Source organism: Microbacterium sp. STRO-2N, assembly GCF_057747775.1.
In genome coordinates this window covers 2,534,602-2,550,222 of sequence record NZ_CM173223.1, presented here as the reverse complement: position 1 = coordinate 2,550,222, position 15,621 = coordinate 2,534,602, and the positions used below count along the sequence as shown (strand labels likewise).

Below are 15,621 nucleotides of genomic sequence, written 5' to 3'. Positions count from 1 at the left end.
GTGCCGCGGTAGGGTGGACGAGCGTTCGACCCGGAAGGCTGCACTCGTCATGGATCTCCTCATCGTCGGCGCCGGCTTCTTCGGTCTCACGATCGCCGAGCGGGCTGCGTCGTCCGGACGGCGGGTCACGGTCATCGACCGCCGGCACCACATCGGCGGCAACGCGTACAGCGAGGACGAGCCCTCGACGGGCATCGAGGTGCACCGCTACGGCGCGCACCTCTTCCACACGTCGAACCCGGGAGTCTGGGAGTACGTCAACCGCTTCACGACCTTCACGGACTACGTCCACCGCGTCTACACGAACCACCGCGGCGAGGTCTTTCCCCTCCCCATCAATCTCGGAACGATCAACCAGTTCTTCCGAGCGGCGTACACACCCGCCCAGGCGCGCGCGCTCATCCATGAGCTCGCCGGCGAGTTCGACGCGAAGGACGCTTCCAACCTCGAAGAGAAGGCCATCGGGCTCATCGGCCGCCCGCTCTACGAGGCGTTCATCCGCGATTACACGGCCAAACAGTGGCAGACCGATCCGAGGGAGCTGCCGGCCGAGGTGATCAGCCGCCTGCCCGTCCGCTACACCTACGACAACCGTTACTTCAACGACAAGTGGGAGGGCCTTCCGACCGACGGATACACCGCCTGGCTCGAGCGCATGGCGGATCATCCGCGCATCGAGGTGCGGCTCGACACGGATTTCTTCGACGAGTCGCAGCCGGTCAACAAGCGCGCAACCGTCGGGAGACTCCCGATCGTCTACACGGGGCCGATCGATCGCTACTTCGACTATGCCGAGGGCGCGCTGTCGTGGCGCACGCTCGACTTCGAGCAGGAGGTGCTCGATGTCGGGGATTACCAGGGCACGCCGGTGATGAACTATGCCGATGTCGATGTCCCCTTCACCCGCATCCACGAGTTCCGGCATTTCCATCCGGAGCGTGCGGAGCGCTACCCGACGGACAAGACGGTGATCGTCAGGGAGTTCTCCCGCTTCGCGGGACGCGAAGACGAGCCCTACTATCCGGTCAACACCCCTGCGGACCGCGCAGGACTCCTGGCCTATCGTGCGCTTTCCAAGGGCGAAGCCGACGTCTACTTCGGCGGACGGCTCGGCACGTACCAGTACCTCGACATGCACATGGCGATCGGTTCGGCGCTGTCGATGTGGAACAACGAACTGGCGTGACCGCCGACCCGCCGCGCCCCAGCGGCATCGAGGGGGCGCCCGAGGCCGATCGGTAGAATCGGGGCCATGCCCCCTTCTTCCCCGCGCGTGCTGATCGTGCTCCCCGCCTTCAACGAAGAAGAGTCGATCGGGGATGTCATCCGCGAAGTGCGCTCGACGCTGCCGGGGATCGCCTGCCTGGTCGTGGACGACGGATCGAAGGACGCGACGTTTCGAATCGCTCGGGATGCCGGCGCGAAGGTCGTCCGGCTGCCTTTCAACCTCGGCGTGGGCGGTGCCATGCGCCTCGGCTTCCGTTACGCCGTTGAGAACGGCTTCGATGTCGTGATACAGATCGACGCCGATGGTCAGCATGACCCGGCGGCCGTGCCTCAGCTGCTCGAGAAGCTCGGTGAGGCCGACATCGTCATCGGGGCGCGCTTCGCCGGCGTCGGCGACTACCAGGCGGGAGGCGTGCGTCGGTTCGCGATGCGCGTCATCGCACGCGTGCTCAGTCGCACGGCGCGCACCACCCTGACCGACACGACGTCGGGGTTCAAGGCGAGCGGTCCTCGTGCAGTCGCTCTGTTCGCGGACAACTACCCGGCGGAGTATCTCGGCGACACGATCGAAGCGCTGGTCATCGCTGCGCGAGCGGGGTGTCGCATCACGCAGGTGCCGGTCGCGATGCGGGCCCGCAAGGGCGGCCGTCCGTCGCACAATCCGTTCAAGGCAGCCGTGTATCTGCTCAGGGCGTTCGTGGCCCTCGGGTTCGCGTACCTTCGCCCCGCGCCCAGCGTCGCCACCCTCGATCTGAGGCCCGCGCAGGAAGGAGCTCCCGCATGACGACCACCGCGTACATCGTCGGGATCATCGTCGCGATCGTCATGCTCGCGTTCGTCATCGAGCTGCTCCGGCGACGGCGACTTCGCGAGCGCCACGCCATCTGGTGGCTCATCGCCACCGTGCTAGCGCTTCTCGCCGGGCTCTTCCCCGCAGCACTGGAGTGGGTGGCCTCCCTGGCCGGCGTCGTCATCCCGGCCAACCTGGTGTTCTTCGTCAGCATCGGTGTGCTCGTGATGGTGTGCATCCAGCACAGTGCCGAGCTCACCGATCTCGAGTCGGAGACGCGTGTCCTCGCCGAGCGGACGGCGCTCCTCGAGCTTCGCGTGAAGGAGCTCGAAGGAGCCCGGGCTCACGACGAGACGGACTCCTGATCCGACGACCGGGCGATGTCGGCGGATGCCGCGGCGGCACGCTGATCCCAGATCATCCATGTCAGCGTTCCCAGCGCGGCAGCGAAGGCCACGGATCCGATCGCCCAGACCACCATCGGTGAGATCGGTGAATTCCACCACCACTCGATGTTGGCGTTGAGGTTGAAACTCTGCGAGTCCATACCTGTGATGTAGCGACGCAGGTTCGTGTGGAGGGCGACGCTGTTCGCTGCGGTGAGTCCCAGGCCGACGATCACGAGCTGCAGGCGACCCAGCCCCAGGTCGGATCGCGCGAATCCCGCCAGGGCGACGCCGCCGAGGATGATGATGAGGGGGTAGATGTAGCGCGGCTGGACGCCCGACCCGACCGTCACTCCGTCGTGGACGAGGATGTACATGGGGATCACGATGAGGCTCGCGGCGACGCCCCCGGTGGCGAGCCACTTGCGCCAGTCGCCCACACGCAGTCCCCAGAAGCACAGCGCCGCGAAGATGGCGAGCGCCGTGATCCAGACGATCCCCGGCATCACAGTGTCCAGCCACCCGAGGCCGCTCAGGCCGAACACGCCGGCCCAAAGCTGCGGCAGCATCTTGCCGTTGATGAGAATCAACGTTCCGGTGGTGAGTCCTCCTCCGGTCACGGCCGTGTCGCCGGTCACGACAGCGGATTGCCCCGCGCTGAAGAAGAACCCGACGGCGACGACGCCCAGGGCTGCGGGCAGGATCAGGTCGAGGAGGTAGCGCCTGTCGCGACGGAACGAGAGCACTGCTGCGGCCAGCAGTGCGATGACCCCATAGACCGCCGCATCGCTGCGCGATCCAGCCCCCAGGATGAGAAGCAGTCCGCTCAGCCCCGCGAGGAGCCATTTCCGCACGCCCGTCTGTCGGAAGTATCCCCACGCGGCGACCCAGAGGCCGGTGGCCGAGAGCACGGCCCATGAACTCGGGTTGACGCTCGGGATGAGGAACATGCCGAGCGGGACCGCGGAGATCGCGGCGCCCCAGAGGAGGAGGGGTCGCTGCGGTCTCGGCAGGAGGAACAGCAACGCGGTGAGTATGCCGACATAGAGCACGGCGTTGGCTGAGCGCATCAGGACGATGGACACCGAGACATCGGTCGTCACGAACGGACTCATCGCCGCATAGAACAGGGGAGGATACGCTGCGCTCGACCAGTTGCCACGATCGGTTCCCAGCATCTGGCCTTCAGGGAGCGGGCACGTCGCGGATTGCTCCTCCATGAAGGCGTAGCACTTCGCCGCCTTGAGGAGGTCGCCCGGCAGAAGTCGCATATCGGGATCCGAGGTCGTTTCGCAGATGCCCTCCGCCTCACCGGCAGCACACCAGATGCTCGCCATGTGATAGTCGTCGTCGGGGCTCGAGCCGACCGGAGACGAGATCCCCCACGCAAGGAGCGCCACCAGCATGGCGACCGGCACCAGGACGGTGGCGAGCACGCGTGTGTGGCGGCGAGGTTTCATCGATGTGGCTCTTCTCGGTCGATCGGCGCGCGTCAGGGGCTGGATGCACCGACGTGGGTCGGCCCGGTTAGGGTGGGAGGTGACCGCCGACCGGGATCCATCGTATCCGGGGGACGCGGGCCGGCTCCTGCCCGTGCGTCGCACGCCCGCCGACACTGCGGAAGAGCGCCGCACGACGGACGCCGCGATCGATCTGAACGCTTGAGGGTCCTGATCCACATCACGACTCCCGCCGAGCCTGAGCAAGGAACTCCTTTGATCATCTTCATCTACGGCACGACGGCCGAAGCAATCAAGATCGCGCCTGTCGCGCGGCGTCTGGACGCTCTCGGGGTGCCGTATCAGCAATGGGTGACGCAGCAGCACACGGAGTCCCTGCGACGCGCCATCCCCGAGCTCGGACTGCCGCAGCCGGAGCGAGTGATCGCCGACGGTTGGCGCGGACGACCGCTGCAATCGCCGATCCAGATGGTCGGGTGGGTATTCGACGTGTTCGGCTGGGCGTTGCGACGCCTTCCTTCGATCCGACGGTCACTGCCCAAGGGGTCACTCGTCATCGTGCACGGCGACACCGTCACGACCGTGCTCGGCGCCCTGATCGGAAAGGGCGTGGGTGCTTCCATCGCACACGTTGAGGCCGGACTTCGTTCAGGCGATTGGCGACACCCGTTCCCGGAAGAGCTGGACCGCCGGATCGTCGGGAAGATCGCCGACATCCACTACGCTCCTTCGCCGGAGGCGGCTGCGAATCTCCGAGGCAGGCGCAACGTCGTTCTCACGCATGGCAATACCGCGAAGGACGCAGTACGTGACGTCGTCGGGTCTGCCTCGGCGCCGCAGGATGTCGAGGAGCAGCCCTACGGGCTCGTCCTGCTTCACAGATACGAGTTCATCTCCAATCCCGGTCTCGTGCGCGAGACGCTCCGCAATCTGGACCGCAACAGTCCACTCCCGCTTCGCATCATCGTCGACTCCTATTCCAGCGCGGCGATAGCGCTCGTCATCGAGGAGCTCGGATTCGAGAGATTCACCCTCATGACCAAGCTCGAGCACAGCGAGTTCGTCGCGACGATGAGTGGCGCGGAGTTCATCGTGACGGATTCAGGTGGAATCCAAGAGGAGGCTGCCGCGCTCGGGGTGCCGACGCTGATCCACCGCAAGGCCACCGAGCGCCACGACGGTTTGGGTACAACGGCCGTGTTGTCGGGCTGGGACCAGCCGACGCTGACCGAATTCCTCTCGGCCTACAAGGAATACCGTCGTGGCGAGCCGGGGAAGGACCAGTCCCCGTCCGACATCATCGTGGCGGACCTGGTGGCGCGTGGATTCGCCGTACCCGGCGACGCCGCGGCGCGCGACGACCTGCACGGCTGAAGCGGCACTCCCAACGCGTCAGACGTCGCTGCCGCTCACCGCACGGGGACGTGTGTGCAGCGCTTCGAGGATCAGGAACACCGTCAGCACGGCAGCGCCGATGACACCGTACGCGACCAGCATCGCCGGCACATTCGGGATGACGATGGTGAAAGTCACCCACTGGGCGACTGTGGCCACGAGCAGTGTCAGCATCGCTCCCTTCGAGGCCGAAGAGGTCATCTTGATGAGCAGACCCTGTGCCGCGATCCAGGGCATGTACGCGAGAGCGGCGGGAACCAGGAGGCTCGCAGAACCGCTGTACGCGCTCCCGTAGAGGAGTTCGATCAAGGCGTCCCCGACGAGTGCGAAGGCGAGGATCATGGCTCCGCTCGTCGCCAGCGAGAGACCGAGCGTGACGAGGACGCCCACTCGCGACAATCGAGGGTTGTCGCGGTTCCGCACGAATCTCGGCAGGAGATAGAGGGAGAGTGTGGACGGGATGAGGAACCCGGCTCGGACGAGCACCGTCACCGCGGCGTAGCCGCCCACGACATCTTCCGGGGCCCCGGTGCGGAGGAAGAACACATCCGACGAAGTGAGCCAAGCGAACGTCACCGTCAGGATGATGATCGTCACTCCGGTCCTGCTGAAGGCTCCGGTCGCGGGTCGGCGAACGCGCCGCGCGGCCCACTCGGCCCCAGCGAGGCTTACGGCGATCGAGCCGATGACAGCGCCGATGATCCCACCGAGCCCCGCGCCGACGAAGATCGCGACGAGGATCAGCGCGACCCGGGCGAGTTGGGCGACAGTCGTCCACCACACCGCTTTCGCGACGTTGCCGCTGCCCTGGAGGAGGCCCAGCGCGTCGGCGAACACGAAGGTCAGCGGTATCGATGCTGCTGCCGCCAGAACGACGCCGAGACTCGTGTCCAGCTGGGCTGCGAGGAGCGGTGAGACGATGGCCACCGCACCGCCTCCGACCACCCCGACGATGACTGCCTCCCACGGCCAGCGCCGCGACGAGCGGGAGTCGCCATCGCCGGCCGCGGAGGCTGCCGTGTGCACAGTCACCGTGTTCTGCAGAGACGAACTCCCGACGGCCGCGACATTGACGATCACGAGGAACGCGGAGAAGAGTCCGAAGTCCGCCGGTGCGAGGTAACGAGCACTCACGACCTGTGCGATGAACGATGCTCCGACGCCGACGATCGTCGCCACGCCCACGGCCGCCAGGCCTCGCGCGTGCGCGCGAACATGACCGCCGAGAGGGGACCGGCCAGGACCCGCCTCAGCGGGCGGCAGCTCAGATGCCATCCGTGGCGGTTCCTGATCCGCGCCGTCGGAAGGCCGCTCGGTGCAGAACTACTCCGCGGGCCAGCCCACGCCAGAACACGACGCCGAACGGCACGATGTAGGCGAAGTACGACAGGACGGCCCGCATCGGGGCGCGCCGTGCGGCGCCTACGGCGGCCGGCGCCGTTATCGCCGCGAGTGCCAGGGTCGCGAGCGTCCCCAGAAGCTTCCACCGTCCGGTGATCGCGCTCGCGGCAGCGGCGACGAGGAACACCGGAGGAAGGATCACCAAGAGGAGGAGGACGGCATCGCGTACCCGGGAAGTTCCCGCGTAACTGTCCACGAACATCGTCCCGCGGTTGAGCGCGTGCGCGAGGAAGCGCTTGACGGTTGTGCGCGGACGGTAGGTCGCCGAGAAACCGGGCTCCAGTCTGATCGGCTGCTCAGTGCTGATGCGGCGAAGCAGCTTGGTATCGTCAGACGTGAAACGGGCGTTCTCTTCCGGCCAGCTGGCCTCGTACGCGGCGATCATCGTCGATCGCGGAACAAGCAGACAGCCCGTTCCCTTCGGGACCCGATCGAAGTTGTCGACACCGATCTCCATCGGGCGTGGACGGGCCAAGTAGTCCCCCCAGAAGACATGCGTCGGCACCTCCCAGAACCGCCCGACAAGCGGCGATTGGGGATCGGTGACCACGTGACCGTTCCACGTGCGCCCCGACCGCAATGCGCCGAGCTCCTCCAGGCGCTCCAGCGCGCCCGCGTGAAGGAGCAGCCGTGAGTTGAGGATGAGAACCATGTCTGCCGCCGCGGCGTTCAGGCCATGCCAGACGGCCAGAAAGACACCCTGGTTCTGCTGTGGCAGCGTTCGCAACTGGTACGGGAACTCGGCGGACAGCGCGGTGAGAAGCGCAGCTGTGTCGTCGGTCGAGCCATCGTCCACGACGATGATCTCCGCCTGCCACGATGTCCGTTGAAGCGCCACCCGGACGGATTCGAGAGTGCTCCCCAGCCAGGGGGCGGAATTGTATGCGGGGATGACGATGGAGACGTCGGGGGCGGTCGGTTCTTTCGGCATGCGGCGCACGGCTCCTTGCTGCATCGACGTGTCGCGACGGCAGGATCGAGTCTAGTCCCGCACCCGATGAGGGCCCGCTGTGCGTGATGACCGCTCGCAGGCTCGATGTGGGGCTTCCCATGCCGGGACGTGGTGCACGCGCGGGGCATGAGGTGGCGGAGTCCAGGCAGCAGGTCGCTCCGCCAAGACGGACCGAATATGCTGGCTCGAACCCGAGCAATGGAGCACGAGAACATGGAGCTGCCTGTCGATGTCCACCCTGTTCGACAGGGGCATGCGAGCGCTCCATTCTGGCTGACGCCGCCTGCTTACTGGATGCCGGCGCACTTTCCGACGTCGGCGTGGTGGACGCATGGACCCTTCGCTGCCTGGCTTGTCGATGCTCTGCGCCCGAGTGCGGTGATCGAGCTGGGCACGCACTACGGGTATTCGTGCTTCGCGTTCGCGGAGGCGGCCAAGCGGTTGGCGCTTCCGACGGTCATCCACGCTGTCGATACGTGGCAGGGCGATGATCACGCGGGCTTCTACGACGAGACCGTGTTCGAGTATGTCGACCGCGTCTCCCGCTCGGATTACCCGGCGTCCGTACGTCTCATCCGCGGACGCTTCGATGAAGCGCGGCACGCCTTCGCGGACGAGTCCGTCGACCTCCTGCACATCGACGGCCGCCACGGCTACGCCGACGTACGCGCCGACTTCTCTGAATGGCGCAGCGCGGTTCGCGACGGCGGCGTCATCCTCTTCCACGATGTAGCCGAGAAGCAGAACGGCTTCGGCGTCTGGCAGCTGTGGGAAGAGATCGCCGAGCCAGGCAGGTCATTCACGTTCGAGCATGGGCATGGCCTCGGTGTCCTGAGCATCGGTGAGCCGTCCGCGCCCGGCCTGCGAGCTCTGTTCCACGCCGACGCAAAGACGACGGAGCAGATCCGATCGGACTTCCGTCATCTCGGCGAGGCGGCTGCGCGACAGGCATGGCTGCTGACTCTGCCGAACGAACTGGATCAGTTGCGAGCCGAGATCGTGGCGCGTGCAGCCCATGAGGAGGTGCAGGCCGCACAGGTGGACGCGCTGCGCAAGCACGTCGGCGCATTGACCACCAGCACAAGCTGGCGGGTCACGGCGCCGCTGCGCATGTTGGGCCGGAGGCGACGGCCGCGCGGCGCCGCCTCGGATTGAGGTTCCGCCGCGGCGGTGCCCCTGGAGTGCGGTTCGAGGGGCGCTGGGCCCGCGCCGAGTAAGCTCGACTGCGTGAGCACTGCCGCCGTCGGCGCCCCCGGATCCGCCCGGCGCTACCTCCACTCGCTGTGGCTGCTGTCGGCGCGTGACCTCAAGGTCCGGTACACGACAAGTGCGCTGGGGTATCTGTGGTCGGTCCTCGACCCGCTGGTGATGAGCGCGATCTACTGGTTCGTCTTCACCCAGGTCTTCCAGCGACCCGTCGGTCACCCGCCGTACATCGTGTTCCTCATCACGGCACTTCTGCCGTGGGTGTGGTTCAACGCGGCCGTGTCCGACTTCACGCGGGCGTTCAACAAGGACGCACGCCTCGTGCGGTCGACTGCGATCCCGCGGACCATCTGGGTCAACCGGATCGTGCTGTCGAAGGGGATCGAGTTCCTCTGCTCGATGCCGGTGCTCGCCCTCTTCGTCGTGATCTCGCAGTTCAGTGATTCGCCGGCGCAGCTGAACTGGGGGCTTCTCTGGTTCCCGGTCGCCGTCTTCCTGCAGGCCGTCCTGCTCGTCGGTCTCGGGCTGCTGGTCGCACCGCTGTGCGTGCTCTGGACCGACCTCGAACGCACGACCAAGCTGATCCTCCGTGCGTTGTTCTACGCGTCTCCGGTCATCTACGGTGTCGAGGATCTGCCCGCACCCTTCGATGCGCTCGCCGCGTTCAACCCGCTCTCCGGCATCTTCGCCCTGTACCGGGTCGGATTCTTCCCGCAGGAGTGGGAGCCGTGGGTCATCGGCATGAGCGCCGTCATGTCGTTCCTCTTCCTCGCCCTCGGAATCTTCACCTTCCGACGGCTCGAGCGTCCCATGCTGAAGGAGCTGTGATGACGGCATCCATCGCGATCGAGGTGAAAGATCTCGGCGTGCGGTTCCGCCGCAATCGCCGAGGGCGTCGGAGCATCAAGGACCTCTTCGCCGATTCGTCCCGCCGCTCGAAGCCCGGGGAGTTCTGGGCTCTGCGCGACGTGAGCTTCGACGTGAAGCCCGGAGAGTCGATCGGCGTCGTCGGGCGCAACGGTCAGGGCAAGTCGACGCTGCTCAAGCTCGTCGCGGGCGTCCTCCTGCCCGATGAGGGCACCGTGACCGTGCATGGCGGGGTGGCTCCGCTCATCGAGATCACGGGTGGCTTCGTCGGCGACCTGACGGTGCGTGAGAACGTGCGGCTCACCTCGGGACTGCATGGGATGTCGAGCGCGGAGGTCGCGCGTCGTTTCGACGGCATCATCGACTTCGCCGAGCTCGGAGACTTCGTCGACACCCCCTACAAGCACCTGAGCAACGGCATGAAGGTGCGGCTGGCGTTCTCCGTGGTCTCGCAGCTCGAAGAGCCGATCCTGCTCGTCGACGAGGTCCTCGCGGTCGGCGACAAGGCGTTCCGCGAGAAGTGCTATCGGCGCATCGACGAACTGCTGACCGACGGCCGGACGCTCTTCTTCGTCTCGCACAACGAACGCGACCTGAGGCGCTTCTGCACGCGCGGCCTGTACCTCGACGGGCACCGACTCGCGATGGACGCTCCGATCGACGACGTGCTGGCGCGATACAACGCCGACTATCCCGCCGGCGGCTGATCCGCTACTTCTGCGCGTTCGCCGCCTCGAGCGGCGGCATCGGCTGCCACGAGGCATCCTTCGCGATCTTCCTGCCGTCGCGCAGGCCGCGGAACAGGTTCGACGTGCCGCGCACGGTCCGCTCGACGAAGACGAGCCGGATCAGCTCCTTGCCGAAGGTCAGCGCCGTCCCCATCGCGAACAGCACCGGGTTGTAGACGCCGAACGCGCGGTAGTACTTCTTGATATAGGCGCGGTTGCGCATGATGTAGTAGCGGTACGCGTTGCTCGACGCATTGAGGTGACGCACGCCCATGTCCCACTGCTTGATCTCGCGCGTGCGGCGCAGGACGAAGTCCTCGACCACGACCGACGTCGTCTTGCGCGACGCCAGCCAGCCGTAGACCTGGTCGTCCCAGTAGATGAAGAAGCGGGGGTCGGGCAGCCCGATCTGCTGCACGATGTCACGGTGGATGAACATGCCCTCGAAGCATCCCGAGTTCATCGGCTTGTAGCCCGACTCGTCGAACGCGGCGGGCGCGAAGGGGATCGGGATGCCGAGGGGCTCGGCGATGCGGTACTGCCAGTAGAAGGCGCTGCCGTCGTAGTCGTAGCGGCGACCCTGGATGCTCTTGAACCGCGGCGTCCACTTGCCCATCCGGGCGAGGCCGTCGGGCAGCACCTCGACGTCGTCGTCCATGAGCCAGATCCACTCCGAACCGAGCTCGTAGGCGACGCGCATTCCCTCGCTGAAGCCGCCCGAACCTCCCGTGTTCGTCTCCATGCGGCGGTAGACGATCGTGGTGTCTCCGACGCGGTCGCGGTAGGACTCGACGACATCCGCGGTGTCGTCGGTCGAGGCGTTGTCGATGACGACGACGTGCCCGGGCCTCGGGTCCATCGCGGCGATGCTCGTGAGCAGGCGCGTGAGGAGCCCCGAGCGGTTGTAGGTGACGATGGCGATCGTGGCGGTCGCCGGGTCGAACTGCGCGGCGGTCGGGACGTTGGTCACGGGGGCGGATCTCCGGGGACGGGGCGACGGGCGCCGAGGCGTCGGGCCGGAGAGAAGCCTACCCTGCCAACCCTTCGCCATCCTGAGCGTGGGGGAGGTCCGCAGGGCCGTCCCCGGCACCCGCTCCCATCCCGAGGCGCTCGCGCCACGACCGGGACTGCCCGGCGCGAACTGCGCACAGCACGAGCATCATCCAGCCGAGGCCGGTGAGCGTGAAGCTCTCGAACATCGAGTCGACCAGAAGTGCGACGAGCATGAGCGGGGTCCACGCGTAGACGACCGAATGCCGCTCACTGGCCACGAGCCAGGAGCGGGCGAGGGCGAGGCCGCCGAGGGCGAGGAACAGCACGAGTCCGAGCCAGCCGAGCTGCAGCAGGACGTCGAAGTACGCGTTGAGGCCCGACGCGTGCGAGGCGTCGAGCCAGTAGTTGATGCCGTTGAACGGATACACGTCCGGGTTCCACGGCCCGTGCCAGCCCCACCCGTGCACGGGACGGAATCTGGTCTGGTCGACCATGAAGTTCCACAGGTCGACGCGCATCGAGAAGTCGCTGCCGGCGCCGAGGAGGGCGATGATCGGATGCCGCGCCACGTAGCCGAGGAACACCCCGACGACGACGATCGCACCGAGGGCCCACTGCAGTGCGCCTCGATGCTCGGGGCGGGTGTGGCGCACGAGCGCCAGGGCCCCGACGGCAAGTCCCACGCCGACGGCGAGCACCAGGACGGTGGGGGAGTCGCTGAGCGCCGCGAGCCCGCCCCCCAGCACGACCGAGGCGACGGAGAGCCCGGGTCGCACCGACTGCGTGCGGTATTCGATGAGGAACGTGATGACCGCCAGCACCGCGACGAAGCCGAGCATGTTGCGGGTGCCGAAGATGCCCTGGACGGGTCCGAGCTCGGCGAGGTTCCCCTGCACGCCGAGGAACGCGAACGGGATGTCGAGCAGCACGCCCGACAGCACCTCGACCGCGAGCGACGCCGCCAGGAGCACGCGCAGCACATCGCCGAGGGCCCGCACCGTCTGCAGCGTGTCGCGGATGTGGCCGATGACGACCGCCAGGAACGCCATGCCCGCCATCGACACCCAGCTCCAGAACGACGTGCTGGGCTCCTGGCTCCAGAAGACGCTCGCGAAGGCCCAGGCCGTGAAGGCGAGCACCGTGGTCGGCAGCAGACGCAGCAGCGAGATCTCCTGACGGCGCGCGACGAGCACGGCTCCGCCGAACACGCACAGGCCGGTGACGATCGTCACGTACGTCACGTGCCCGGCGACCCGCTCGATCGCATACCCGGAGAAGACGACGGCCAGCACCGCGAGGGTGAGTGCGCGGGCGAAGGATGCCGAGGCCAGCAGCGTGCTCATCCACCCGGGCTGTGCCGGGCGTGAGGGGAGGGCCCGGCCGGTCACGCGCCCTGCTTCGCCGGCTCGTCCTGGTCGACCGCGTCGCCTCGTTCGATCGCCGCGCTCTGCTCGGCGGGGCCCACGCCCACGTGCGGCGATTGCTTGATCTTGGCGCCGAGCATGACGACGAAGAGCCAGCCCCACAGCAGCAGCGGCGTGGACTCGGCGAAGCTCTGCACGATGACGATCGCACCGACGAGGGTCGGCAGGAGGGTCACGGGGGAGTAGGGACGGTCGGCGCGCAGGTCCCATCGCGGACGATCGACGGCGAAGAACCACGAGCGCCACACGAACGCGAGGTACAGGAGGCCGAGGAGCACGACGCCGATGATGCCGAGCTGCATCGCGACGTCGATCCACATGTTGTGAGCCTGCAGCACGGTCTGACCGTGATCGATGATCCATCCGTCGAAGGCGGGGTCCCACGGCGCCCACGGCGTCGCATACCCCCAGCCGACCCACGGCCTCTCGGACGCGCGGACGAGGACCTTCTCCCAGATCCCTTCGCGCCCGGTGAGATCGCCGCTGCGCCCGAGCGCGCTGAAGATCGTGTCGCGCAGCAGCCACAGCGCCAGCAGGCCACCGACGCCGACGACGGCGTACGCGATGTAGTACTTCGTCCGCTCGCCGGGTCGCGTCGCCCGTCGCATGAGCAGCACCGTCGCGAGCACGACGGCCACGGCGGCCGCGGCGAGGTAGGCGGTCGCCGACGATGCGCGGACGAAGAGGAACCCCGACAGTGCGATCCATGCGATCAGGAGTGCCCGCCGCGGCGCGCCCGACGCGTAGCGGATCGCGAACACGATGATCGCGAGCAGCGCGACGGGGGCGAGCAGGTTGGCGTTGCCCATGAGGCCCTGGATGCGCTTGTCGAACTCGAAGAGATTGTTGCGCGACCAGTACTCGATCGGGTCGTCCGCCTTGCCGACGACGAATCCCGGCAGAATCGGGGCGCGCACGAAGACCCACACCCACAGTTCGAAGACGATCGACAGCGCCATGACCCACTTGAGGGCCGATGCGACGGCGCGCACGAGCTCGCGCCACGTGAGCACGCTGCCGATGAACAGCGCCTGCAGCGTCGTGATGTACAGCAGGAGGAGGGTGAGCGCGCTGGTGTCGCGCCACGCCGACCACGCGAGCGACAGGGTCGCCCACGCCACATAGCCGACGACGAACCACGGCAGACGTCGCCACTGCACCGGCGGCCGCACCACGAACCACAGCACGAGTGAGAGCACGCCGCCCGCGATCGTGATGGTGCCCGCCACCGTCGCGCCGAACGCGTGCACCCATGCCACGCCGGAGAGCGACATGAAGAGCACGAAGATGCACCAGCCGCGCAGCAGGAGGTGGCCCGTCTTCTCACGGACCGGGGGGCTCGGCGGCGCCGACGCCGGGTGCTTCGAGTGGACGGCCATCGCCTCTCAGGGTACCCGCGAGCGACGTGTGAGCCCGGTCGTCGAGCGCGCCTGCGCGTCGAAACGAAGTGAGCATCTCGGAGGTTCATGGCGTCTCGTCTCGCTTCGCGCGCTCGACGACCGACCGTAGGCTGGGCGGATGCTGATCCCGCTCGCCAACGACCCGCGCGATTACGCGTGGGGATCGACCTCGCTCATCGCCGACCTCGAGGGCCGCGCGCCGTCCGGACGACCCGAGGCCGAGGTGTGGTTCGGGGATCACCCGGGCGATCCGTCCGAGACGCCCGACGGCCGCACCCTCGACCGCTGGATCGCCGAGGACGGCGCCGGCGCGGGGATCGGCGGGCCTCTTCCATACCTGCTGAAGCTTCTGGCCGCGGCATCCGCCCTCTCGATCCAGGCTCACCCGTCGAAGGCGGAGGCCGAAGCGGGGTACGCGCGCGAGGAGGCGGCAGGCATCCCGCGCGACGCCGCCGCTCGCACGTACCGCGACGACAACCACAAGCCCGAGCTCATCGTCGCGGTGAGCGACACCTTCCGGGCGCTCGCCGGCCTGCGCGACCTCGATGAGACCCGCCGCCTCGTCGCCGAGCTCGGCCCGGGTGCCCAGCCGCTCACCGAGAGGCTTGAGGCGCAGGATGCCTCGCTCGCGGGCATCATCGGATGGCTCCTGTCCGACGGAGCCGATGCCGCACGAGACGTCATCGCTGCGGCGGTGGCCGCGGACGTGCCCGAGTTCGCCGAAGAGCTCGCCCTGGTGCGCCGACTGGGCGAGGACTTCCCGGGTGATCCGGGCATCGTGGTGGCGCTCCTGATGAACCTCGTGACCCTGCGCCGCGGCCAGGGACTGTTCGTCCCCGCCGGCGTGCTGCACGCCTACCTCGAGGGACTGGGCGTCGAGCTCATGGCGGCGAGCGACAACGTGCTGCGGGGCGGTCTCACGCCCAAGCACATCGACGCGGCGGAGCTCGTCGCGGTGCTCGACGACGCCACCGGCGTGCCGCCGGTGCTCGAGCCGGTCGACCTCGGTGGGGGCGTCCGGCGCTACGACGTGCCGGTCGCGGACTTCTCGCTGCTGGCACTCACTCCTGGTGACGAGAGCGCGTCGATCGCGCTGACGGGCCCCGCGATCGCCCTCGCGACGTCGGGACCGGTGGGCGTCACCGGCACCGCGAGCGGCACCCGGACGACGCTCGCTCCCGGGCAGGCGACGCTCGTCACGCCCGATGAGCGGAACCTCAGCGTGACGGGCGACGGAGAGGTCTTCGTCGCGCTCCCGGGCGCGTCGCGGGGCGCGTGAGGGGATTCTCATCGGACCGTTACGTCAGTGCGACACGCCGTCGGCGCGTCGTGAAGGTTCAAGACTCGGTTGAGGCTTTAGTATCTGCGACTTGACCTCCGCGAACTACACGG

14 protein-coding genes are annotated in these 15,621 nt (G+C 67.6%); 8 read left to right on the top strand and 6 right to left on the bottom strand.

The features are described 5' to 3' along the window. Window positions 1–49 precede the first annotated feature (49 nt). The 3 genes from glf (at window position 50) to AC3ANN_RS11950 (ending at window position 2,382) form a co-directional block, all read left to right on the top strand. Window positions 50–1,186 (top strand): UDP-galactopyranose mutase, encoded by a 1,137-nt coding sequence (gene glf / locus AC3ANN_RS11960; RefSeq protein ID WP_488337619.1) that lies wholly within the window; start codon window positions 50–52, stop codon window positions 1,184–1,186. A gap of 66 nt (window positions 1,187–1,252) precedes the next feature. Further along, the gene (locus AC3ANN_RS11955) at window positions 1,253–2,011 is read left to right on the top strand and encodes a glycosyltransferase family 2 protein (RefSeq protein ID WP_488337618.1); all 759 of its coding nucleotides are present in this window, start codon (window positions 1,253–1,255) and stop codon (window positions 2,009–2,011) included. After that, window positions 2,008–2,382, top strand: coding sequence for a DUF2304 family protein (locus AC3ANN_RS11950; RefSeq protein ID WP_488337617.1), 375 nt, complete (start codon window positions 2,008–2,010; stop codon window positions 2,380–2,382). The genes AC3ANN_RS11955 and AC3ANN_RS11950 overlap by 4 nt, the downstream gene beginning before the upstream one ends. Here the strand turns inward: AC3ANN_RS11950 and AC3ANN_RS11945 are convergent. Next, window positions 2,361–3,839: a DUF2142 domain-containing protein gene (locus AC3ANN_RS11945; RefSeq protein ID WP_488337616.1), complete on the bottom strand. Its 1,479-nt coding sequence runs from the start codon at window positions 3,837–3,839 to the stop codon at window positions 2,361–2,363. The two genes, AC3ANN_RS11950 and AC3ANN_RS11945, sit on opposite strands and share 22 nt — an antisense overlap. A gap of 6 nt (window positions 3,840–3,845) precedes the next feature. Here AC3ANN_RS11945 and AC3ANN_RS11940 point away from each other — a divergent pair, with 6 nt between their 5' ends. Beyond that, on the top strand, window positions 3,846–5,237 hold the full coding sequence (locus AC3ANN_RS11940; RefSeq protein ID WP_488337615.1) for a UDP-N-acetylglucosamine 2-epimerase: 1,392 nt from the start codon (window positions 3,846–3,848) through the stop codon (window positions 5,235–5,237). An 18-nt stretch (window positions 5,238–5,255) separates the two neighbouring features. Here the strand turns inward: AC3ANN_RS11940 and AC3ANN_RS11935 are convergent, their stop codons facing one another. Together AC3ANN_RS11935 and AC3ANN_RS11930 are read right to left on the bottom strand one after the other, a co-directional pair. Further along, a complete protein-coding gene (locus AC3ANN_RS11935; RefSeq protein WP_488337614.1) occupies window positions 5,256–6,533 on the bottom strand; it encodes a lipopolysaccharide biosynthesis protein in 1,278 nt (425 codons plus the stop codon). Next, complete coding sequence (locus AC3ANN_RS11930) at window positions 6,523–7,590, bottom strand: glycosyltransferase family 2 protein (RefSeq protein ID WP_488340830.1); 1,068 nt, start codon at window positions 7,588–7,590, stop codon at window positions 6,523–6,525. Before AC3ANN_RS11930 ends, AC3ANN_RS11935 begins: the two co-directional genes overlap by 11 nt. A gap of 219 nt (window positions 7,591–7,809) precedes the next feature. Between AC3ANN_RS11930 and AC3ANN_RS11925 the strand changes: the two genes are divergently transcribed. From AC3ANN_RS11925 to AC3ANN_RS11915, 3 genes are all read left to right on the top strand, one after another. After that, window positions 7,810–8,766, top strand: a complete 957-nt coding sequence (locus AC3ANN_RS11925; RefSeq protein ID WP_488337613.1) for a class I SAM-dependent methyltransferase — start codon at window positions 7,810–7,812, stop codon at window positions 8,764–8,766. Window positions 8,767–8,838: 72 nt separating this feature from the next. Beyond that, window positions 8,839–9,645, top strand: a complete 807-nt coding sequence (locus AC3ANN_RS11920) for an ABC transporter permease (protein WP_488337612.1) — start codon at window positions 8,839–8,841, stop codon at window positions 9,643–9,645. Continuing rightward, window positions 9,645–10,391 carry an ABC transporter ATP-binding protein gene (locus AC3ANN_RS11915; protein WP_488337611.1) on the top strand — a complete coding sequence of 249 codons (747 nt, stop codon included), beginning with the start codon at window positions 9,645–9,647 and terminating at the stop codon, window positions 10,389–10,391. Before AC3ANN_RS11920 ends, AC3ANN_RS11915 begins: the two co-directional genes overlap by 1 nt. Before the next feature lie 4 nt (window positions 10,392–10,395). Here the strand turns inward: AC3ANN_RS11915 and AC3ANN_RS11910 are convergent, their stop codons facing one another. From AC3ANN_RS11910 to AC3ANN_RS11900, 3 genes are read right to left on the bottom strand one after another with little or no spacing between them, the layout of a single operon-like run. Then, window positions 10,396–11,382: a glycosyltransferase family 2 protein gene (locus AC3ANN_RS11910; RefSeq protein WP_488337610.1), complete on the bottom strand. Its 987-nt coding sequence runs from the start codon at window positions 11,380–11,382 to the stop codon at window positions 10,396–10,398. 58 nt (window positions 11,383–11,440) lie between these two features. Next, on the bottom strand, window positions 11,441–12,748 hold the full coding sequence (locus AC3ANN_RS11905; protein ID WP_488337609.1) for an O-antigen ligase family protein: 1,308 nt from the start codon (window positions 12,746–12,748) through the stop codon (window positions 11,441–11,443). A gap of 41 nt (window positions 12,749–12,789) precedes the next feature. Next, window positions 12,790–14,208 carry an O-antigen ligase family protein gene (locus tag AC3ANN_RS11900; protein ID WP_488337608.1) on the bottom strand — a complete coding sequence of 473 codons (1,419 nt, stop codon included), beginning with the start codon at window positions 14,206–14,208 and terminating at the stop codon, window positions 12,790–12,792. 139 nt (window positions 14,209–14,347) lie between these two features. Between AC3ANN_RS11900 and manA the strand changes: the two genes are divergently transcribed. Continuing rightward, complete coding sequence (gene manA, locus AC3ANN_RS11895; protein ID WP_488337607.1) at window positions 14,348–15,508, top strand: mannose-6-phosphate isomerase, class I; 1,161 nt, start codon at window positions 14,348–14,350, stop codon at window positions 15,506–15,508. The last annotated feature ends 113 nt before the right edge of the window (window positions 15,509–15,621 follow it).